General features: G+C 58.7%; 20 protein-coding genes. 11 read left to right on the top strand and 9 right to left on the bottom strand.

Going from position 1 to position 17492, the window contains the following annotated elements; all coding sequences use genetic code 11:
- Positions 1-5: 5 nt before the first annotated feature.
- Positions 6-1004: a deoxyribose-phosphate aldolase gene (deoC, locus tag RUE5091_RS14175; RefSeq protein ID WP_058282591.1), complete on the bottom strand. Its 999-nt coding sequence runs from the start codon at positions 1002-1004 to the stop codon at positions 6-8.
- Between the two features lie 198 nt (positions 1005-1202).
- Between deoC and RUE5091_RS14170 the strand changes: the two genes are divergently transcribed.
- The 6 genes from RUE5091_RS14170 to RUE5091_RS14145 all read left to right on the top strand — a co-directional run bounded on the left by RUE5091_RS14170 (position 1203) and on the right by RUE5091_RS14145 (position 8526).
- Positions 1203-2156, top strand: a complete 954-nt coding sequence (locus RUE5091_RS14170) for a metal ABC transporter solute-binding protein, Zn/Mn family (RefSeq protein ID WP_058282793.1) — start codon at positions 1203-1205, stop codon at positions 2154-2156.
- Between the two features lie 3 nt (positions 2157-2159).
- Entirely contained in the window at positions 2160-2963 is an 804-nt protein-coding gene (locus RUE5091_RS14165) for a metal ABC transporter ATP-binding protein (RefSeq protein WP_058282792.1), read from the top strand.
- Between the two features lie 3 nt (positions 2964-2966).
- The gene (locus tag RUE5091_RS14160) at positions 2967-4172 is read left to right on the top strand and encodes a metal ABC transporter permease (protein ID WP_058282590.1); all 1206 of its coding nucleotides are present in this window, start codon (positions 2967-2969) and stop codon (positions 4170-4172) included.
- Entirely contained in the window at positions 4169-5098 is a 930-nt protein-coding gene (locus RUE5091_RS14155; RefSeq protein ID WP_058282589.1) for a metal ABC transporter permease, read from the top strand. Before RUE5091_RS14160 ends, RUE5091_RS14155 begins: the two co-directional genes overlap by 4 nt.
- A gap of 283 nt (positions 5099-5381) precedes the next feature.
- Positions 5382-7244 carry a DNA mismatch repair endonuclease MutL gene (gene mutL / locus RUE5091_RS14150; RefSeq protein WP_058282588.1) on the top strand — a complete coding sequence of 621 codons (1863 nt, stop codon included), beginning with the start codon at positions 5382-5384 and terminating at the stop codon, positions 7242-7244.
- A 52-nt stretch (positions 7245-7296) separates the two neighbouring features.
- Entirely contained in the window at positions 7297-8526 is a 1230-nt protein-coding gene (locus RUE5091_RS14145) for a DNA recombination protein RmuC (RefSeq protein ID WP_058282587.1), read from the top strand.
- Positions 8527-8529: 3 nt separating this feature from the next.
- Here the strand turns inward: RUE5091_RS14145 and RUE5091_RS14140 are convergent, their stop codons facing one another.
- Genes RUE5091_RS14140 through RUE5091_RS14130 form a run of 3 tightly spaced genes read right to left on the bottom strand, consistent with a single transcriptional unit; the run spans position 8530 to position 10307 of the window.
- On the bottom strand, positions 8530-8934 hold the full coding sequence (locus RUE5091_RS14140) for a hypothetical protein (protein ID WP_058282586.1): 405 nt from the start codon (positions 8932-8934) through the stop codon (positions 8530-8532).
- A gap of 55 nt (positions 8935-8989) precedes the next feature.
- Positions 8990-9640, bottom strand: coding sequence for a ChrR family anti-sigma-E factor (locus tag RUE5091_RS14135; protein WP_058282791.1), 651 nt, complete (start codon positions 9638-9640; stop codon positions 8990-8992).
- Positions 9641-9650: 10 nt separating this feature from the next.
- Complete coding sequence (locus tag RUE5091_RS14130) at positions 9651-10307, bottom strand: sigma-70 family RNA polymerase sigma factor (RefSeq protein ID WP_058282585.1); 657 nt, start codon at positions 10305-10307, stop codon at positions 9651-9653.
- A 146-nt stretch (positions 10308-10453) separates the two neighbouring features.
- Between RUE5091_RS14130 and RUE5091_RS14125 the strand changes: the two genes are divergently transcribed.
- The 5 genes from RUE5091_RS14125 to RUE5091_RS14105 all read left to right on the top strand — a co-directional run bounded on the left by RUE5091_RS14125 (position 10454) and on the right by RUE5091_RS14105 (position 13550).
- A complete protein-coding gene (locus RUE5091_RS14125) occupies positions 10454-11227 on the top strand; it encodes a DUF1365 domain-containing protein (protein ID WP_058282790.1) in 774 nt (257 codons plus the stop codon).
- Between the two features lie 86 nt (positions 11228-11313).
- Entirely contained in the window at positions 11314-11631 is a 318-nt protein-coding gene (locus tag RUE5091_RS14120) for a DUF3775 domain-containing protein (RefSeq protein WP_058282584.1), read from the top strand.
- Between the two features lie 225 nt (positions 11632-11856).
- Positions 11857-12093, top strand: coding sequence for a DUF1127 domain-containing protein (locus tag RUE5091_RS14115; protein WP_058282583.1), 237 nt, complete (start codon positions 11857-11859; stop codon positions 12091-12093).
- A 34-nt stretch (positions 12094-12127) separates the two neighbouring features.
- Entirely contained in the window at positions 12128-12328 is a 201-nt protein-coding gene (locus RUE5091_RS14110; protein WP_058282582.1) for a DUF1127 domain-containing protein, read from the top strand.
- A gap of 163 nt (positions 12329-12491) precedes the next feature.
- Positions 12492-13550 (top strand): tetratricopeptide repeat protein, encoded by a 1059-nt coding sequence (locus RUE5091_RS14105; protein ID WP_131726318.1) that lies wholly within the window; start codon positions 12492-12494, stop codon positions 13548-13550.
- A 51-nt stretch (positions 13551-13601) separates the two neighbouring features.
- Here the strand turns inward: RUE5091_RS14105 and RUE5091_RS14100 are convergent, their stop codons facing one another.
- From RUE5091_RS14100 to RUE5091_RS23440, 5 genes are all read right to left on the bottom strand, one after another.
- A complete protein-coding gene (locus tag RUE5091_RS14100; RefSeq protein ID WP_058282580.1) occupies positions 13602-14747 on the bottom strand; it encodes a saccharopine dehydrogenase family protein in 1146 nt (381 codons plus the stop codon).
- 3 nt (positions 14748-14750) lie between these two features.
- Positions 14751-15803: a saccharopine dehydrogenase gene (locus RUE5091_RS14095; protein ID WP_058282579.1), complete on the bottom strand. Its 1053-nt coding sequence runs from the start codon at positions 15801-15803 to the stop codon at positions 14751-14753.
- Between the two features lie 14 nt (positions 15804-15817).
- Complete coding sequence (locus RUE5091_RS14090) at positions 15818-16432, bottom strand: glutathione S-transferase family protein (RefSeq protein ID WP_058282789.1); 615 nt, start codon at positions 16430-16432, stop codon at positions 15818-15820.
- 17 nt (positions 16433-16449) lie between these two features.
- A complete protein-coding gene (locus tag RUE5091_RS14085) occupies positions 16450-17100 on the bottom strand; it encodes a histidine phosphatase family protein (RefSeq protein WP_058282578.1) in 651 nt (216 codons plus the stop codon).
- Between the two features lie 211 nt (positions 17101-17311).
- A partial coding sequence (locus tag RUE5091_RS23440) for a hypothetical protein (RefSeq protein ID WP_207383739.1) occupies positions 17312-17492 on the bottom strand: 181 nt, incomplete at its 5' end.

Raw genomic sequence — 17492 nt, 5'->3', positions numbered from 1 at the left:
TGTCCTCAGCCCATGGAGTGACGGTAACCGGCGGAGTATGCGCCAGTTACATAGTGTTCCAACTGCCGCTCGATATCGCCCAACAAGGACGACGCGCCAAAACGGAATAGATCCGGCTCCAGCCAGCGGTCGCCCAGTTCGTCCTTGATCAGCGCCAGGTAAACCAGCGCGTCCTTGGCTTTCGAGATGCCGCCTGCCGGTTTGTAGCCGACCCGGTATCCGGTGCGGTCATAATAGTCGCGGATCGCGCGGATCATGACCAGCGAAACAGGCAAGGTGGCGTTGACGCTTTCTTTGCCGGTCGAGGTCTTGATGAAATCCGCCCCGGCCATCATGCAAACCAGCGAAGCACGCGCAACGTTGCGCAGGCTGCCCAGTTCGCCGGTGGCGAGAATGGCTTTGACATGCGCATCACCGCAGGCCACACGGAACGCCTTCATCTCGTCATACAAGGCTTGCCAGTCGCCAGACAGTACATGGCGGCGGGAAATCACGATGTCGATTTCCTCGGCACCGGCTTTCACACTTTCTTCGATCTCAGCCACGCGCAGATGGAATGGCGACAGACCTGCCGGGAAGCCGGTGGATACTGCGGCAACAGGGATGCCGGTGCCATGCAGTGCATCCACTGCCGTTTCGATCATGTCGTGATAGACGCAGACCGCCCCGGTAGTGATCGGCGGCATGTCCAGGGCCTGCAATACAGAAGGCGTAACCGGCTGCCGCGCCTTGGCACACAGACGGCGGACCCGACCAACCGTGTCATCGCCAGACAATGTAGTCAGGTCGATCAACGTGACCGCTTTCAGCAGCCATGCAGCCTGATACTCCTTTTTTACCGACCGACGACCGGGCAGGGTCGCGGCGCGGCGTTCAATGGCCGAAGTATTGACCTGCACGGCGCGTACCCAGTCCAGATCAAGATCCATGCCGGGGTTTCTGGGCTCGGTCACTTGCGGCAGATGCGCGGTGCGCACGGGGCTTTCTGAGCTCTGCGTATCCATAGTCACGTCCTTTGGGAGGTTTGCGCCAAAATCGCACGGGCGACGCGTAAAGGGAAGGCATAGCAAGGGGTGATCCAAAAGTTTTTTGACCAAATGGACAAATTAGGCATTTTCTTGCGAGTAATTCGCAATAGCATTGACTTAGTTGCGAATGGTTCGCATATTTATCCTCAACTGGAAACCAAATCGGGATCTGACATGATTCGTCGCAGCTTTCTCGCAGCGCTGACTTTCGCGGCTGCTTTGCCACTGACGGCCTGGGCCGAGACTCCACTGAAAGTGGTTGCAACCACCGGTATGATTGCTGACGCCGCGCGTCAGGTGGGGGGGGATCAGGTCGAGGTGAAGGGCCTGATGGGCCCCGGCGTCGATCCGCACGCCTATCGCCAGACTCGCAGCGATATCGTTGCGATGACCCGTGCGGATCTGATCCTTTGGCATGGCCTGTATCTGGAAGCGCAGATGGAGGGCTTTTTCCACGACCTCGGCCGCAAGCGTACCGTGGTGGCCGTGGCTGAGGGTGTCGACAAGTCCAAGCTGCGCGCGCATGACGATTATGCTGACAAATACGACCCGCATGTATGGATGAGCCCGGCCCTGTGGCGCGATGTGGTGGTTGAAGTGCAAGAGGCCCTGACCGCCGCGCGCCCCGAAGCCGCGGATGTCTTTGCCGCCAATGCGCAGATCCATCTGGCCGAGCTTGATGCGCTGACCGCTTACGCCGATCAGGCGCTGGCGGCGGTACCCGAAAACAACCGCGTATTGGTCACCGCGCATGACGCCTTTGGCTATTTCGGCGCGGCATACGGATATGACGTGATGGGCATTCAGGGCATCTCGACCCAGTCCGAGGCCGGATTGAACCGGATCGGAGAGCTGGTGGATACGCTGGTCGATCAGCAGCTGACAGCGGTTTTCGTGGAAAGCTCGGTCTCTGACCGGTCGATGCGCGCGCTGATCGAGGGGGCCGCAGCCAAGGGTCATGACGTAGGCGTGGGTGGAGAGTTGTATTCCGACGCTATGGGCGAACCCGGTACGTATGAGGGCACCTATGTCGGCATGCTGGATCATAACATCACCGTAATTGCCGGTGCACTGGGGGCAGATGTTCCTGATCGCGGCATGAACGGCAAACTGTCGGCGGGGTTTTGAATGATGCTGGAACTGGCCGCAGATCAGGGTGTTTCGATTGCTGACAGCAACTTGGACGATAGCCCCCTGGCTATTCGGGGGTTGACCGTTTCCTACGGGCAGAAACCTGCTGTGTTCTCGGTGGATATGACCGTGCAGCCCGGTGGTATGACGGCGATCATCGGACCTAATGGCGCGGGGAAATCGACTCTGCTCAAGGCTGCATTGGGGATCTTGTCGCCTTTATCCGGGCAGGTCACTGTGTATGGTAAACCGCTGGAGCAACAACGTGCCCGCATCGCCTATGTACCACAGCGCGCCAGTGTGGATTGGGATTTCCCGACTCGCGTGATCGACGTGGCGCTGATGGGTCTGTCGCGGCAGTTAGGCCTGTTGGGCCGCATTCGTGTTCGTCATATGTCGCGCGCCATGGATTGTCTGAACCGCGTCGGTATGCGCGATTTCGCGGATCGTCAGATTGGCCAGCTTTCGGGCGGGCAGCAGCAACGGGTGTTTCTGGCCCGTGCTCTGGCGCAAGAGGCTGATCTTTATTTGCTGGACGAACCCTTTGCCGGGGTCGATGCGGCCACGGAAAAGGCCATCATCGCGGTTCTGAAATCGTTGAAAGAGGCGGGCAAGACCGTCGTTGTCGTGCATCACGATCTGGCAACTGTCACCGACTATTTCGACCACGTCTTCCTGATCAACACCCGCAAGGTGGCCGAGGGAACAGTGGCCGAAGCCTTCACAGCCGAAACGCTGCAATCGGCCTATGGGGGTCGTTTGGCCACCGCCCAGATCGACCAGATTTCACGCGCGCTGGGGTAAATCATGCTTTGGGATGCTCTGAGCCTGCAGCTTGGCTATAATGCCACGCTGGTCGCTATTGGTGCGACCTTGCTGGGCGTATCCGCCGGGGTGACCGGCACCTTTCTGTTTCTGCGAAAACGCGCGCTGGTCAGCGATGCGATTAGCCATGCGACCCTGCCGGGCGTGTGCCTGGCCTTTATGGCACTGGTTGCCTTTGGCGGGGATGGGCGCAATCTGATCGGTCTGCTGGCCGGATCGGCGATCTCAGCTTGGATCGGCCTGCTTTGCATGAATTGGCTGACCCGGCGCACGCGGCTGGCCGAAGATGCAGCCATCGGCGCGGTTCTGTCCGTGTTCTTTGGTTTTGGCATCGTTCTGCTGACCGTGATTCAGACCATGGGTGTCGGTCGTCAGGCGGGGCTTGAGGGGTTCTTGCTGGGCTCCACGGCTGGAATGCTGTGGGCGGATGCCCTGATCATTGCAATTGGTGGGGCGGCAACGCTTGTTCTGGTAATGATCATTCGCCGTCCGATGACCATGGTGGCCTTTGACCCGGAATATGCCGCGGCGCGCGGGCTTCCGGTGCATCGGATCGACCTGGCGATGATGGGATTGGTGATGGCCGTCACTGTTGTCGGCCTGAAGATCGTCGGGCTGATCCTGATCGTGGCGTTGCTGATCATCCCCCCTGTGACCGCGCGGTTCTGGACTGACCGTTCGGATCGGGTTGTCCTGCTGGCCGGTCTGACGGGTGGCCTGGCCGGGTATCTGGGCGCGGCTCTGTCGGCCTCGGCCCCGAACCTGCCGACCGGTCCGATCATCGTGCTGGTCAGCTTTGGATTTTTCGCATTGTCCCTTCTGTTTGCACCGGTTCGGGGTGTTCTGGCGGCGGTGTTGCAACATCTGAAATTCCAGCGCCGAGTACATATCCGACAAGGTTTGCTGGCATTGGCGCAAGGTCAGAAAATCTATGAACCGTTAACTCTGCGCCTGCTGAAACGTGCCGGATTAGCCCGCGCCGACGGCGTTGCCACAGAGGCAGGCAAGGCCCGCGCTGCCAAGGCATTGCGCGACGAAAAACGGTGGGAATTCGTGCGCGCGGACCAGGCGCACGAGGCGACGGCGGCGCTCTATGACGGGCTGCGCGATATCGAAACGGTGCTGACCCGCGATCAGATCGCGGAAATCGACCGTCTGATCGGCGGTCCACAGGAGATCCGGCCATGAACGGTGAAGAGTTTGTCCCCCTTTCCCTGACGCCGTTATTGATCGGGATTTTCGCCGCCGTCGCATGTGCCTTGCCGGGAAATTTCCTGGTGTTGCGCAAACAGGCCCTGATCGGGGATGCAATCAGCCACGTGGTACTACCCGGCATCGTGGTGGCCTTTCTGCTGACCGGAGCGATTTCGACCTGGCCCATGATGTTGGGCGCGGCAGGTGCTGCGATAGTCGCTGTCGTGATGATCGAGGCGATCCGGCGGCTGGGTCAGATCGAACCGGGCGCTGCTATGGGCGTGGTGTTTACCACCATGTTCGCAGGCGGTGTGCTGTTGTTGGAACAGACCGACACCTCGACCGTGCATCTGGACGTGGAACATGCGCTGTATGGCAATCTGGAAAGCCTGATCTGGCTGGACGCCGTGGGCTGGTCGTCGCTGCTGGAGCTGACAGCCTTGGCCGGGTTGCCACCGGAACTGCCTCGGATTGCGCTGACACTGGTTGGGGTGATCTTGTTCATCTGGCTGTTCTGGCGCCCTCTGAAAATCTCGACCTTTGACGAAGGCTTCGCCCGCACTATCGGTATTCGCACCGGTGCGCTGGGCATGGCTTTGGTGATCGTGGCCGCAATCTCGGCCGTGGCCGCGTTTGACGCAGTGGGCTCGATCATCGTGATCGCCATGTTCATCTGCCCCCCGGCGGCGGCGCGGATGATGACCAATCGGCTGGAAACCCAGATCACCTGGAGCGTCATTTTCGCTAGCGTGTCCGCAATTTCCGGCTATGTGCTGGCGGGATATGGGCCACTTTGGGTGGGCGGAGCAGATGCTGTCAGCGCGGCGGGCATGATCGCGACCATGTCCGGTCTGATCCTGGCCTGCGCCGCGTTGTGGGGTCCATGTCGCACCCGCGCCGGAGCCCCCCAAGCCACTTGACATGGCATTTTCCCGCTGTTGGCGGATGCAAGATGTCGGCTGAAATTCGCCCAGACGCCCGGTATGGGCAGAGTTAATGATTGTTACGCGGCATTTCGTGTTAGTTCCCCCGCAATAAATTTCTGAATGACCACCACTCACTTGGATCGTTCGGACAATCGTGACCAACTTTGCCGTCTGTTGACATCGGCGCGGCACGATTGTTCGAACGCCCCCTCCCTCCTAAAAATAGGGCTGCCAAATCAGTGGCAGAATCGTGCGCGCGTATGCTAGGTCTGGTAGTATGGTGCAGGCAAACCTCAATATCAGCGAAAACCGCCCCGTAATCCGTCAGCTTGACGATGCTGCAATCAACCGCATTGCTGCGGGTGAGGTGGTGGAACGACCGGCCTCGGCCGTCAAGGAACTGGTGGAAAATGCCATCGACGCCGGGTCGACCCGGATTGCCATCGACATCGCTGACGGCGGCAAGACGTTGATTCGCGTCACGGACGATGGATGCGGGATTTCGGCAGGGGATTTGCCGCTGGCCCTGTCGCGCCATGCGACATCAAAGATCGACGGGTCGGATCTGCTGAACATTCACACGTTTGGTTTTCGGGGTGAGGCGCTGCCGTCGCTGGGCGCGGTCGGGCGACTGACCATCACCAGCCGGATGCCGGAGGCCGAAGCGGCGCAGGTCTACGTATCGGGCGGCAAGATGGAGGCGGTGAAACCCGCCGCCCTGCGTGTGGGCACGGTGGTGGAACTGCGCGACCTGTTCTTTGCCACGCCCGCTCGGCTGAAATTCATGCGCACCGATCGGGCCGAAGCACAGGCGATCACCGACACGGTCAAACGGCTCGCTATGGCCGAACCCGCCATCACCTTTACCCTACGCGACGTCTCAGGCGGGGGTGAGGGGCGCGTAACCTTCCGAGCCGACCGCGAAAATGGCGATCTGTTCGACGCGCTGCACGCCCGTCTGGCCCGTGTGATCGGGCGTGAATTCGCGGAAAACGCGTTGCAGATCGACGCCACGCGAGAGGGCATTCGGTTGTATGGCTATGCCGCCTTGCCGACCTATTCGCGCGGCGCTGCGGTGGCGCAGTATCTGTTTGTCAATGGTCGACCCGTGCGAGACAAGATGCTGACCGGCGCGCTGCGGGCGGCCTATTTCGATTTCCTCAGCCGTGACCGGCATCCGGCGGCGGCGCTGTTTATCGACTGTGATCCAACGCTGGTGGATGTGAATGTTCACCCCGCCAAATCCGAGGTCCGGTTCCGTGATCCCGGAGTGGTGCGCGGGCTGATCGTCTCGGCCCTACGGCACGCGTTGGCCGAGGCAGGGCATCGGGCATCGAGCACCGTCGCGAATGCAACACTGGGCGCGATGCGGCCCGAACCGGCGCAGCCTACACCGGCGCGGGTGTATCAGATGGACCGCCCTTCGCCCGCAGCACGGCAGGCGGCCTATCGTGCGCAGGCACCAGGGTTTGCCGAACTTTCGCGCGACTATAGCGGTAATATTGTTGAGCCTGCCCTAATGGAGGCCCCGGCTACGGTGGAAGAGCCACCGGTGCAGGACCTGCCCCTGGGTGCGGCGCGCGGGCAGGTGCACGAGAATTACATTATCGCTCAGACCGCCGATGGCATGGTGATTGTCGACCAGCACGCCGCGCATGAACGCCTGGTCTATGAAAAACTGAAGACCCAGATGGCCGAGAATGGCATCGCGGCGCAGGCGCTGCTGATCCCTGAAATCGTTGAGCTTTCGGAAGGGGATTGCGCGCGTCTTATGGCGGTCGCGTATGACCTGTCGCGCCTAGGGCTGACGTTGGAGCCTTTTGGCGGTGGGGCCATCGTTGTGCGCGAAACGCCTGCCATTCTGGGCAAGGTCGATGCTCGCGCGATGATCCTGGATATTCTGGATGAACTGGCCGATCAGGGCGAAAGCCAGACGGTACAGGCGCGGATCGAGGCGATCCTCAGCCGGGTGGCCTGTCATGGTTCGGTCCGGTCCGGTCGGCGCATGCGGGCCGAGGAAATGAACGCCCTGCTGCGCGAGATGGAGGCGACGCCCCATTCCGGCCAATGCAACCACGGGCGACCGACCTATGTGGAACTGAAGCTAAGCGACATCGAACGTCTGTTCGGGCGCAGTTGATCCCGGCGCTTGACCGGGTTATGAAGAATAAAACAAGAACATCTGAGGCGATATGATCGAGATTGCTGGCACAGAAATGGCTTTGAACGACCCTGTGGTGCTGATCGCAGGTGGGGTGGTAGCATTGATCCTGTTGCTGCTGTTCCTGTCCTTGCGAGCGGCCAACCTTTCCGCCCGAATGGCGGAACCACTGGCGCGACAGATGGCGCATCTGGGCCAGCACGTGCAGCAGCTGGGGCAGGGTCAGGAACAACTGCGCGGTGGCTTGCAACATGTTTCGGACACGCAGGCTAATGCACAGGTTCAGGTGATCCAGACGGTTGAATCCCGCCTTTCCTCGGTGCAACAGCAAATGAATGACAGGCTGGCGGACAACGCGATGAAATCGGCCCGCGCTTTGGCCGAAATGCAAGAGCGAATGAAGGAATCGCTGCATGGGTCGTCGAAACAGACCGCGACCTCGCTGACGCAGTTGCAGGAACGTCTGGCCGCCATCGACAAGGCGCAGGACAACATCACCAAACTGTCGGGCGATGTGTTGTCGTTGCAGGATATCCTGTCAAACAAACAGACACGTGGCGCATTTGGGGAAATTCAACTGAACGATATCGTCTCCAAGGCGCTGCCTTCGGATAGTTTCAAATTGCAGGCCACCCTGTCGAACGGACGTCGTGCGGATTGCCTGATTCACCTGCCGAACCCGCCGGGGCCGATTGTGATCGACAGCAAGTTCCCGCTGGAAGCCTATGAAGCGTTAATTGGCTCGACCAACGACGCCGAACTGAAAGCGGCTGTGCAGATGTTCCGCAGCACAGTGCGCAAGCACATCAACGATATCGCTGAGAAGTACATTCTGGATGGGGAAACCGCAGATGGTGCGCTGATGTTCCTGCCGTCCGAGGCGGTCTATGCCGAGCTGCACGCCAAGTTCCCGGAACTGGTGCAAGAGAGTTTCAGCAAGCGTGTTTGGATCGTTTCCCCCACCACCTGCATGGCGACGTTGAACACGATGCGTGCGATCTTGAAGGACGCGCGAATGCGTGAACAGGCGGGCGCGATCCGCAAGGAACTTGGCCTGCTGCACAAGGATGTTGAGCGGCTTGGCGACAGGGTCGGTAATCTCGACAGGCATTTCGGACAGGCGGCCAAGGATATATCCGAGATCAAGATCAGCGCCGAAAAAGCCGGGCGCCGGGCGCAGCGGTTGGATAACTTCGATTTCGAAGAGCTTGCCCCGGACGATCACACCAATGTGGTGCCGTTGGGAAAATCCGAAGGCTGAGCCCTACTGGATTGACAGATCCAGATTGTAGCCGACCGTCTTATCAGTATCCCGATCATTGCCCATCAGATAAACGCGGATCGTATAATCTCCGTCTTCGGGCAGGTCGATACGGGCGGTATTGCCATCAATCGAGCCGTTGTAGATCGCAACGCCATCACTGCCGGGTGGCAAGATGTTGAAGTAAATCACGCCATTGCCGTTGGTATCGCTGACCTTGAGATCGGCGAACATTTCCTGGCCCGCCTGCGCGCCCAGCTTGTAGTCAAAATACTCGTTTCCTGTGATCGTCCCGTTCACCATCGCGCCAAAATTGCCGGGTTCGAATTTCACTTCTGCCGTGCGCTGCGCCCAGGCTGCGCTGGCCAGTCCAGCAATCAATCCACCAATAATCAGATGACTTTTCATGAAACCTCTTCCCAACCAACTAAAGTGTTAGTGTAGCACAAACGGCCCCAGCGTTTCAGATGCGTAAGAATGGCTGAAACAGTCGTGGCATCAGCTTGGTGAACTTCAGGGGCGCGTCGGTGACGGCCAGACAGATGCAATCCTCTGAGATATCGGCGGTCGGCGTGTGGTGCAGGCTTTCATCCGCGATCTCGACGTCGCCCCGCGCGAATTGGTCGACCTCATCCGAGAACGCGCCTTGCAGCACCATCGTCAACTCCATGCCGTTATGGCTGTGGTCAGGTACCGCAGCGCCGGCAGGAATGAACAGCAGACGGGCGGTGGCCTCGCGCGTGGTGGGCAGAATTGCCTGTTTCACGCCCATGCCGATAGACCGCCATTTAATGTCATTCACATCGCCGCCCACGTAATCCTGCAGAGGCGCGGGCAGAACCGCGCATCCCGGACGTGCGGGTTTTGCAAACGGGGCACCCTTAGCGATCAGCGCCATGGTTGCGGCCAAAGACCCTTCGCTCATGCTGGTCGGGCTGTCCTGTTCTTGCAGGACGCATCCGCCCACAGCATCAAAGCTTTCCGCCCGGGCACGACAGAGGTCACACAGGGACAGGTGCGTGGCGACCATCAGGTCGAACGCTTCGGGCAGGTTGCCCGCGGCGTAGGCCATCAACAGATCGTCTGTCAGGTGATGTTTGATATCGTTTCTCATCTTCGTCATCTCAATTCATTGCATGGCGCAAGCGGTCCAGCGCCAGCCGTATCCGTGATTTGATCGTACCCAACGGCAACCCGGTTTGGGATGCGATTTCGCGATGGCTCAGATCGCCGAAATAGGCCTTTTCGATCAGTTGTCTTTGCGCCTCGGGCAACGCCGCCATGGCGTCGCGCAGCTGCGCGGTTTCCTGTTGCAGCGCGACCACGTCGTCCTGATCCGGTTCCGCCTCGGGTCCCCACCATAGGTCCTCGGGTTCTGGTCGGCGTTGTTTGCGCAGGACGTCGATGCGCTTGTTTCTTGCGATCGTGAACACCCACGTGGCCACGGTCGCGCGGGTCGGATCGAACAGATGGGCTTTGTGCCACAAGGTCGCCATCACCTCTTGCGCACATTCCTCGGCCAATGCGGCATCGGATCCTGACTTGATCAGAAACGCCTTAATGCGTGGCGCGAAGTGCTGGAACAGTTCAGCGAAGGCCGCCTGATCCTGCGCGTCCCGAATGCGTCTGACGTGGCTTACCCACTCAGTTCTGGTGTCGCAGCTGCCATTGGCTTTGGTCACCGGCTTGCCCCTGATGCGTTTGCTTGCGCGCCAAGGTTTCAGTGCTGGCCCGCTGGCCGCCGGTTCATCCAAGGTCACGGTATCGATCTCGGTAAACATAACCACAATACGCGGATCGGCCCAACCCGGATCACTATATTCGCTGATTTTGATCCGGGTTGCGCTAATTTTCGTAGTATTTGATACAAGAAGACACGGAAAAGAATGCCGCTGGAGCGGTTTACAGGCAGATTGGAGAATACACCGTGAACAGGGTTGACCATATTGCAGGCCACACCTTTCACGGGCGCAAAGGCGCGATCCGAAACGCCTTTCGTTATTCTGTCGATTACATCTTGCTAGACCCGGAAAGCCAACCGAACACACCGACGCTGTTTTCTCTGAACAGGGCCAATGTCACCAATTGGCGAGATAGCGATCATGGCGGTGAGCCACGGCAGGGGCGCGGTGCGGCCTGGCTGCGGGACCAGTTCAACAAGATGGGTGTGACCCAGCCGGATCGCATTACCCTGCTGACCCAACCGCGTGTGCTTGGCCATGTGTTTAATCCGGTCAGCTTCTGGTTCTGCTTCGATGTCGATGATCAGCTTTACGCGGTGGTGGCCGAGGTCACGAACACCTATGGCACGCGCCACAGCTACCTGTGCCACACGCCCAACTTTGCGCCGATCCAGACCTCGGACAGGATTGTTGCGGATAAGCTGATGCACGTCTCACCGTTTCAAAAGATCGAGGGGTCCTACACCTTTCGGTTCGACTACCGCCAGGATCGGGTGGGCGTCTGGATCGATTACGGGCGCGAAGGCGGTGGACTGATCGCCACGTTAACCGGACGGCGGGCCCCGTTGACTGATCGCACCATCCTATGGTCGCTGCTGCGCCGACCCTTCGGTGCTCGCCGTGCGTTTTTCCTGATTGTGTGGCAGGCGCTGAAACTGTGGGTGAAAAAGGCCCGGTTCCGCCCGTTTCGCACGGCTCCCGTGCCCGACCATCCGGTTTCCCGCATTCGCGAGCCATAACATTCCCTTGTTTGCGTAAGATCAAAGACTCAGGCCCTGTGGGGTGGTTGTGCTAGGATGAAACCGCGAACACGAGGAGTTGGGTCATGTTGGAAATCTCGGCAAGAAAAATCGCCCAGGTCGCCATGATGGGGCGTGAACTGAACCGCGCCGAGGGCGAGCTACGCGCCTTTATCGACCGAATGGGCGAGGACGAGCAGGCCGAGTTGGTGGCGGTCATGTGGATCGGACGCGAAAGCTTTTTTGCCGAGGATTTGGCCGAAGCTGTCGCAACCGCCAAATCCGAGGCCTCGACCCCCTGCGCTGATTATCTGATCGGCACGCCGCACCTGTCGGATCACCTTGAAAATGGACTGGATGCGTTGGGAATTTCGGCTGAAGACGTGGAAAACGATCTTATGTAGTCCATCTGGCCGGAACCTAGCAATCGCCGTACTTTTTCAGTCTTGTTCGGCGATCTGTGCTCGTGACCTGTTCTAGATCTGCAGTAATACGCGCCTTTTTGGCTCGAGCGATCATCCGGAAATCACTTCATTAAGCAGAATTAATTCCCCCTACTGACACTATTAATCCCGACTTCTTTTCTCTGTTTCAACGATGAACGCAATTCAGAGTAAGAGGAGAAAGTCATGGGATATGCACAAACGGTTACCACGCAGAAAGGGCTCTTCTTCGGTCTGTTCTCGGATTACGCCGAAGCACGGGTCGAAAACTACCGCCGTGATATCTTTGCCCAATCCGTTCGGGCGCTGGAAAAGCTCAGTGACCGGCAACTGGAAGACATTGGCATTCCGCGCAGCGAGATCAAGCAACGCGCCTATCAGAGCGTTTATCACAATCAACCCTACGCGCAGAAAGTGCACTGATCTGCGCGCCATTTCAGAGTTCATGGAGGAAAGAATGCTGGATGTAAGATCAAACCAAGATATGTCGATTAACGCCAGTTCGGTGTTGTTATTCGACCGGGCAATGCGGTTGCAGGCGATCAGTTCGAACATTGTGCGTGCCGCACAGGAACTGAACAGCCTGTCCGATAACGAACTGGCCGAGTTGGGTATCAACCGCAGCGATATCGAAAACGTCATCGAGCGCTATATCTGAAAGTTTGCACTGCAAAGAACCAAAGCCATCTCGATGTTTCGGGATGGCTTTATAACCTTTGTGTCGCCTGTTCTGCCCTCTGATAATGTATCTGGCAATAAGTTGGCCATCATGGCAGAAAGTACGCGTTTAAGTTGATTGTTGCGTATTCAAAGGCAGGCTATTGAGCGGACGAATAATAAGGCTGGTGGCTGCGTGCCTGATTTTGGCAGCGGCCTTTTTGTTGTTCCAGCAAAAGCAGAAAAAGGCCGAATTTGCTGCGGATTATGGAATTTGTGACAGCCCAAGACCCGACCCGTTGGACGCAATTCAAGCCTGTGATCGGTTGATCCACAACTGGCCTATGTCGGACGATCTTCTGTCTTTGACTTATCGGAACAGAAGCAGGGCCAATCTGGCCCTGAAGAAGTTGCCAGACGCGTTGGAAGACGCACAAAGTGCGATCTCTGCTTATCCCGACGGTGCGACGTCTTGGGCGCTTAAGAGTCACGTATTCGTACAGATGAAAGATTATTCCGCTGCCCGTGCCGCAATTGACACTGCTTTAGAACGTTCACCTGAAGACGACTACAGCCAAAGAATGAAATTGGAACTATTGATTCATGGCAATGAAATCTCAAACGCGTATCATTTTATTGACGAATTGAAGAAGCGTCACCCGGACCGCTTTTGGATCTATCGCCAATCGGGCCGATTGCAATTGCGCGAAAATAATTACGCAGCTGCTGCCGAGTCGTTTGCAAAGTCGCTGGAACTTAAAATCAGCGACAAATACAGTTATCGCAAGTTTTTTAAGGCTTGCAGATCAGCTGGTACAGAATGCCCCCTACTTTTCTCTGATATTCAAAGGCAGTCAGCAGAGTTGAGCTGCGACGAGGTGTTCCCATACCTCACTACGATCTTTCCAGATTGGGAATCACAGCGGGCCTTGGGGAATGGATATGCTGACCTTCAACAATATTTGTATGGAACGCCCCCCCTGCAAAGCGGCGTCTATTTTGCATTCTACCGAGCGATGACGGATTTGGAGAAAAATACAAAAGAGTCAGATGCTGAAAGGTTCATCGGCTTAGACGGTGCGATGGCGTGCATTCATGAAGCGCAGATAGGGCGAGCGAAAAACGCTCTTGAGCTGGAGGTGGAGCAAGGTATCGAGCGCGTATTTCCAAGTCAGATTCGCCAGAACCTAATGCAAAAAGCACATATGGTTCTGGCTCAATAGATTTGGCTCTGATCCCTGAGCCGGTTCCCTTTTAACTTGTGTTAGCAAGGCTCAGGCTTGTGTGTGATCCACCACCTGCAGATGCTGGGCCAGCGTGTCGATTTCGGCCATCCAGTCCTGTACCAGTTTCGGGTCACTGGGGGCGGCGTGAACGCCAGCGGGGATGGCGCGGTTCAGGACGGCCTCGACCGCCAGCGATACCGGGATCGACACCAGTCGCGCCATGGCGGTGCCGCGTGCGTCGCCCCAGGCGTCCATCACATAGGTCCTGTGCCAAACTGGGATGCCGTCTTTTTCCGACTTCAGCCCAACGCACAGGACCACGCGGTCGGGTTCGCCCTCGTCATAGGCGTTTTCCTCCCAGAACTGGTCCGACATCTCTTTTAGGCGCGCGTCACCTTCAGGCCCCGACAGGGTTTCGATTTCGCGGAACACTTCTGACCACGCATCGGCCCAACCGTTCAAGCGCAGGGTGCCGCGGACAAATTCCTTGACCGGCCAGTGCTTTTCAAAGTGGTACTGCTCCATGAACGGGATCGAGTCGCGGTTGGGGTAAACTTCAAAGCTTTCCGGTGTCGGCAGCGGCGCGATATAGCTGGTGATCGCGTCCCAGGGGCGGGCCACGTCCAACGGAGCATAGTCGCGGATCGATTTGGACGGCGAACGCAGCGCCTTGAGCACACCAAGCGGCGACCAGCTGAATTTGTAGCGGAACGGGTTGGTGTTCTTCGGGATACCACCGCAATACGAAATGAAACTCAGGTGGTTCTGTGCATCGAACACATCCGAGGCGCGGTAGTCATCGACCAGCGCATGGGCCATCAGGTGGTCGATGCCCGGGTCCAGGCCAACCTCGTTGACCAGCGCCACGCCGGCTTCGCGGGCTTTGTCGTCCAGTGCGCGCATCTCGGGCGCGATGTAAGAGGACGAGACGAAATTGGCCTCTTTCGCGATGGCCAGTTTGGCCAGCGGTACGTGCCAGTCACCCGGCAGCATTGAAACGATCACGTCGCCCTTTACCAGAACCACACCCAGCGCTTCGATGTCGAAGGTGCGGATGTCGTCCGTCAGGTCTCCAACCTCGGCCTTGGCCTTGTCGATGGTTCGGTTCCAGACGGTGACCTTATGCCCGCCTTCGATCAGGCGGCGCAGGCCAGGGATGGCCGACAGGCCGGTGCCACACCAATGAATCGTCATCGCTCAGAGTCCTTCGATATGAGTGTTATAGGTCACCGCCGCCCGGCCCCATACACCGGAATCTAGATTGGTCAGGGTCAGCAGCGAGGGCAGCAATTGCGCGGCATAGTCTTGCGAGCTTTCGACCGGCAGCATCGAGGGCAAGTTGTCGATGGCCATCACGTCCATCACCGGATCAGCCGCCACACGTAGGGCAGGGGCGTCCCAGGTGGTGGCACGGTCATAAACGGGCACCGGGTTGTAGTCGCTGTCGGGGTCGCAGGCCACATCGCCGATGGCAGTCAACTTGCGCGGCGCGGTCAATGACTCTTGCGGAACAAAGACCGGGGTGCCGGGGCGGGCGAAGATGCAGTTCAGGAACAGGTCGTGGTCAAGGATTTCCGGGAACGGCCCGCCGCAGGCGGTCTCGGCCATATCCCATTTGGTCACCTGAACGCCCATCGCCTCGCACATATCAGCGGCCCCCGTGCCTACGCGACCCAATGCACCGATGACGATGGCACTGGGGCGGGAGCCGGTGGCGTCCAACTCTGCTAGCAATTCCGCGTTCAGCGTATCCTTACCCGGATAAACACCAACGGGCGGACATTCCTGCCCCCGTTGCTGTGCCGCCCATGTTTTGAGCGTCACCGCCGCACCGGCATACCCCGCCCAATACCCAAAGGCCGCAACCCGGCGGCCATCCTCAGCCACCAGATATTCCAGATCATACAGCGTGCCACCCCCGGCCTTAAACCGCTGCAACAGTGCACGGCCCGAATGCTGGCCCTTATAGGCGTGGCCGAACATAATGTGGCGGTGGGGCAGGGGCGTGCCATCTTCGGGCAGCTCTTTCAGGCCGAAGATGACCGCCTCCAGTGGTGCGTCGGGCCAGGAATTCTCGACCGCGATCTCACACCCGGCGGCCCTGTAGCCGTCAATCGGGATGGCGCGGGTCTGGCAGTCCTCGACCGTTACGCGAATGTCTGCGGCGATCAAATCGGCGGCGCCTTCGGGGGTCAGCCCGACCCGTTCCTCATTCGGGCGCTGTTCTGCCCGGACCCAGAGATGTGTCATGCGTTATCCTTTTGTCAGAGCATTCCGGCGGCCCGCACCGCCTGAACCGAAGAACGTGCCTCCATCGCCGAGCGGAAGGTCAGAATTTTGGGAAAGGCCGAGACGTCGACGCCGTCGACTTCCAGCCAACTGCAAACCACATAGAGATAAGCGTCCGCCAGCGAGACCGCCTCGCCCAGAACAAAGGGCCCGCGCAGCCCGTTAGAGGAGATGTAGTCGCAGGACGCAGTCATCGTCTGTGCAACCTTGCTCGTCATGTCTTTCCAGCTGGATTTCTTATCGGCCCAGCGGGCCCCGCGCAGCTTGTGCGCGTGGTTCACATGCATAGTCGAGGCCAGGTAAAACGTCACCTCGCGCATCCGGGCGGCCATGACCATATCAGTGGGCACCAACCCGGCTTCGGGTGCCTTGGCCGCGATATATTCTAACAAAGCGCCAGTTTCGGTCAGAATACCGCCTTCAACCACCAATGCCGGAACGCGGCCCTTGGGGTTGATTTGCTTATAGGCCGGTTTTGTCTGTTCACCCCCGGCAAAGTCCAGTTGGATCGCTTCGTATTCCAGCCCGGCCTCTTCCAATGCGATGGCAACGGCGACCGAGATTGTGCGGGGGGCATAGTATAGCTGCATCATATGGGTCTCCGAGGTTACAGGTGGGTTTGCGCGAATTGCCGGTCCGGCGCTTCCAGATGTGGCACCGCGTTGAACAGAACCGGGCTCAGCTGCGGGCCGATCGGGTGCAATCGGTGCAGTGACGTGTTCATGATGGCCAGCGCCACGCGCGCCATCGCAGGGATATCCAGCCCCATTGCCTGCCGCACCACCATCGAAATCAACCCGCCCGAGGTTACAACGATGGCCGGCCCGCCCTCGGTTCCAATCTCGCGCAGCGCGTCCGAGACACGGGTTTCAAACTCCGCAAAGGTTTCGGGCGTGTCCGTGATCTCTCCCCGGGCCCAGGCGGCAAAGGTGCGGGGCAGGTGCTCGACAAAGCCTTCTCTGTCGGTGGGGATCGCCACGCCGTGCTGCTGTTCATACAGCTGCGCGATGGTGAAATACTCGATCTCATTCAGGCGGGCGTCTTGGATTGGATCAGGCAGGCCCATACTGGCCGCGGTTTCCGCATGTCGCTGCAAGGTGCCGCAATAGACCCTTGGATAATGCGCGCGCGTGTCTCGCAGGTGTGCCCCCAACCAGCGGGCCTGCTGATGGCCCAGATCGCTGAGCTTGTCATAGCTTTCTTCATCTCGTGCAGTGGTGTTGGCCTGGCCGTGACGCACCAGTGTAATATGTGACATTGCGGTTCCTCTTGGGCGAAGTCTTAGGGCAGGATTCGGGCCGGGGCCAGAGGCGTTTGTCAGGGGGCGGGCAAAAACCGGCCGTCCGCAAGGGTTTGATCAGCGTGCAGCCGATAGCGGAATAACAAGCCTCCAATGTTGCCTAACGGAAAATTGTTTCCTATAGGATACATGGCCGCTGCATGCGGCTGTATACGCTTTGTGCCTGTTATCACTCCAAATCCTGTTGACTCGTAACAGTGTCCTGGGAACCTTGGTATCGATTGGTTGAAGGGTTGCCTTTGCAGACCACACGGCGATCTTTAAATACAGCATTGGAAAGGCCCTGATTATGAGCACCGAACCGAAACGCACCCCCCTTTACGATCTCCATGTTGAGTTGGGAGGTAAGC

The organism is Ruegeria denitrificans (assembly GCF_001458295.1).
GTDB lineage: Bacteria > Pseudomonadota > Alphaproteobacteria > Rhodobacterales > Rhodobacteraceae > Ruegeria > Ruegeria denitrificans.
Note: the sequence above shows the minus strand (reverse complement) of the source record. Positions and strands in the feature narration are given on the sequence as shown.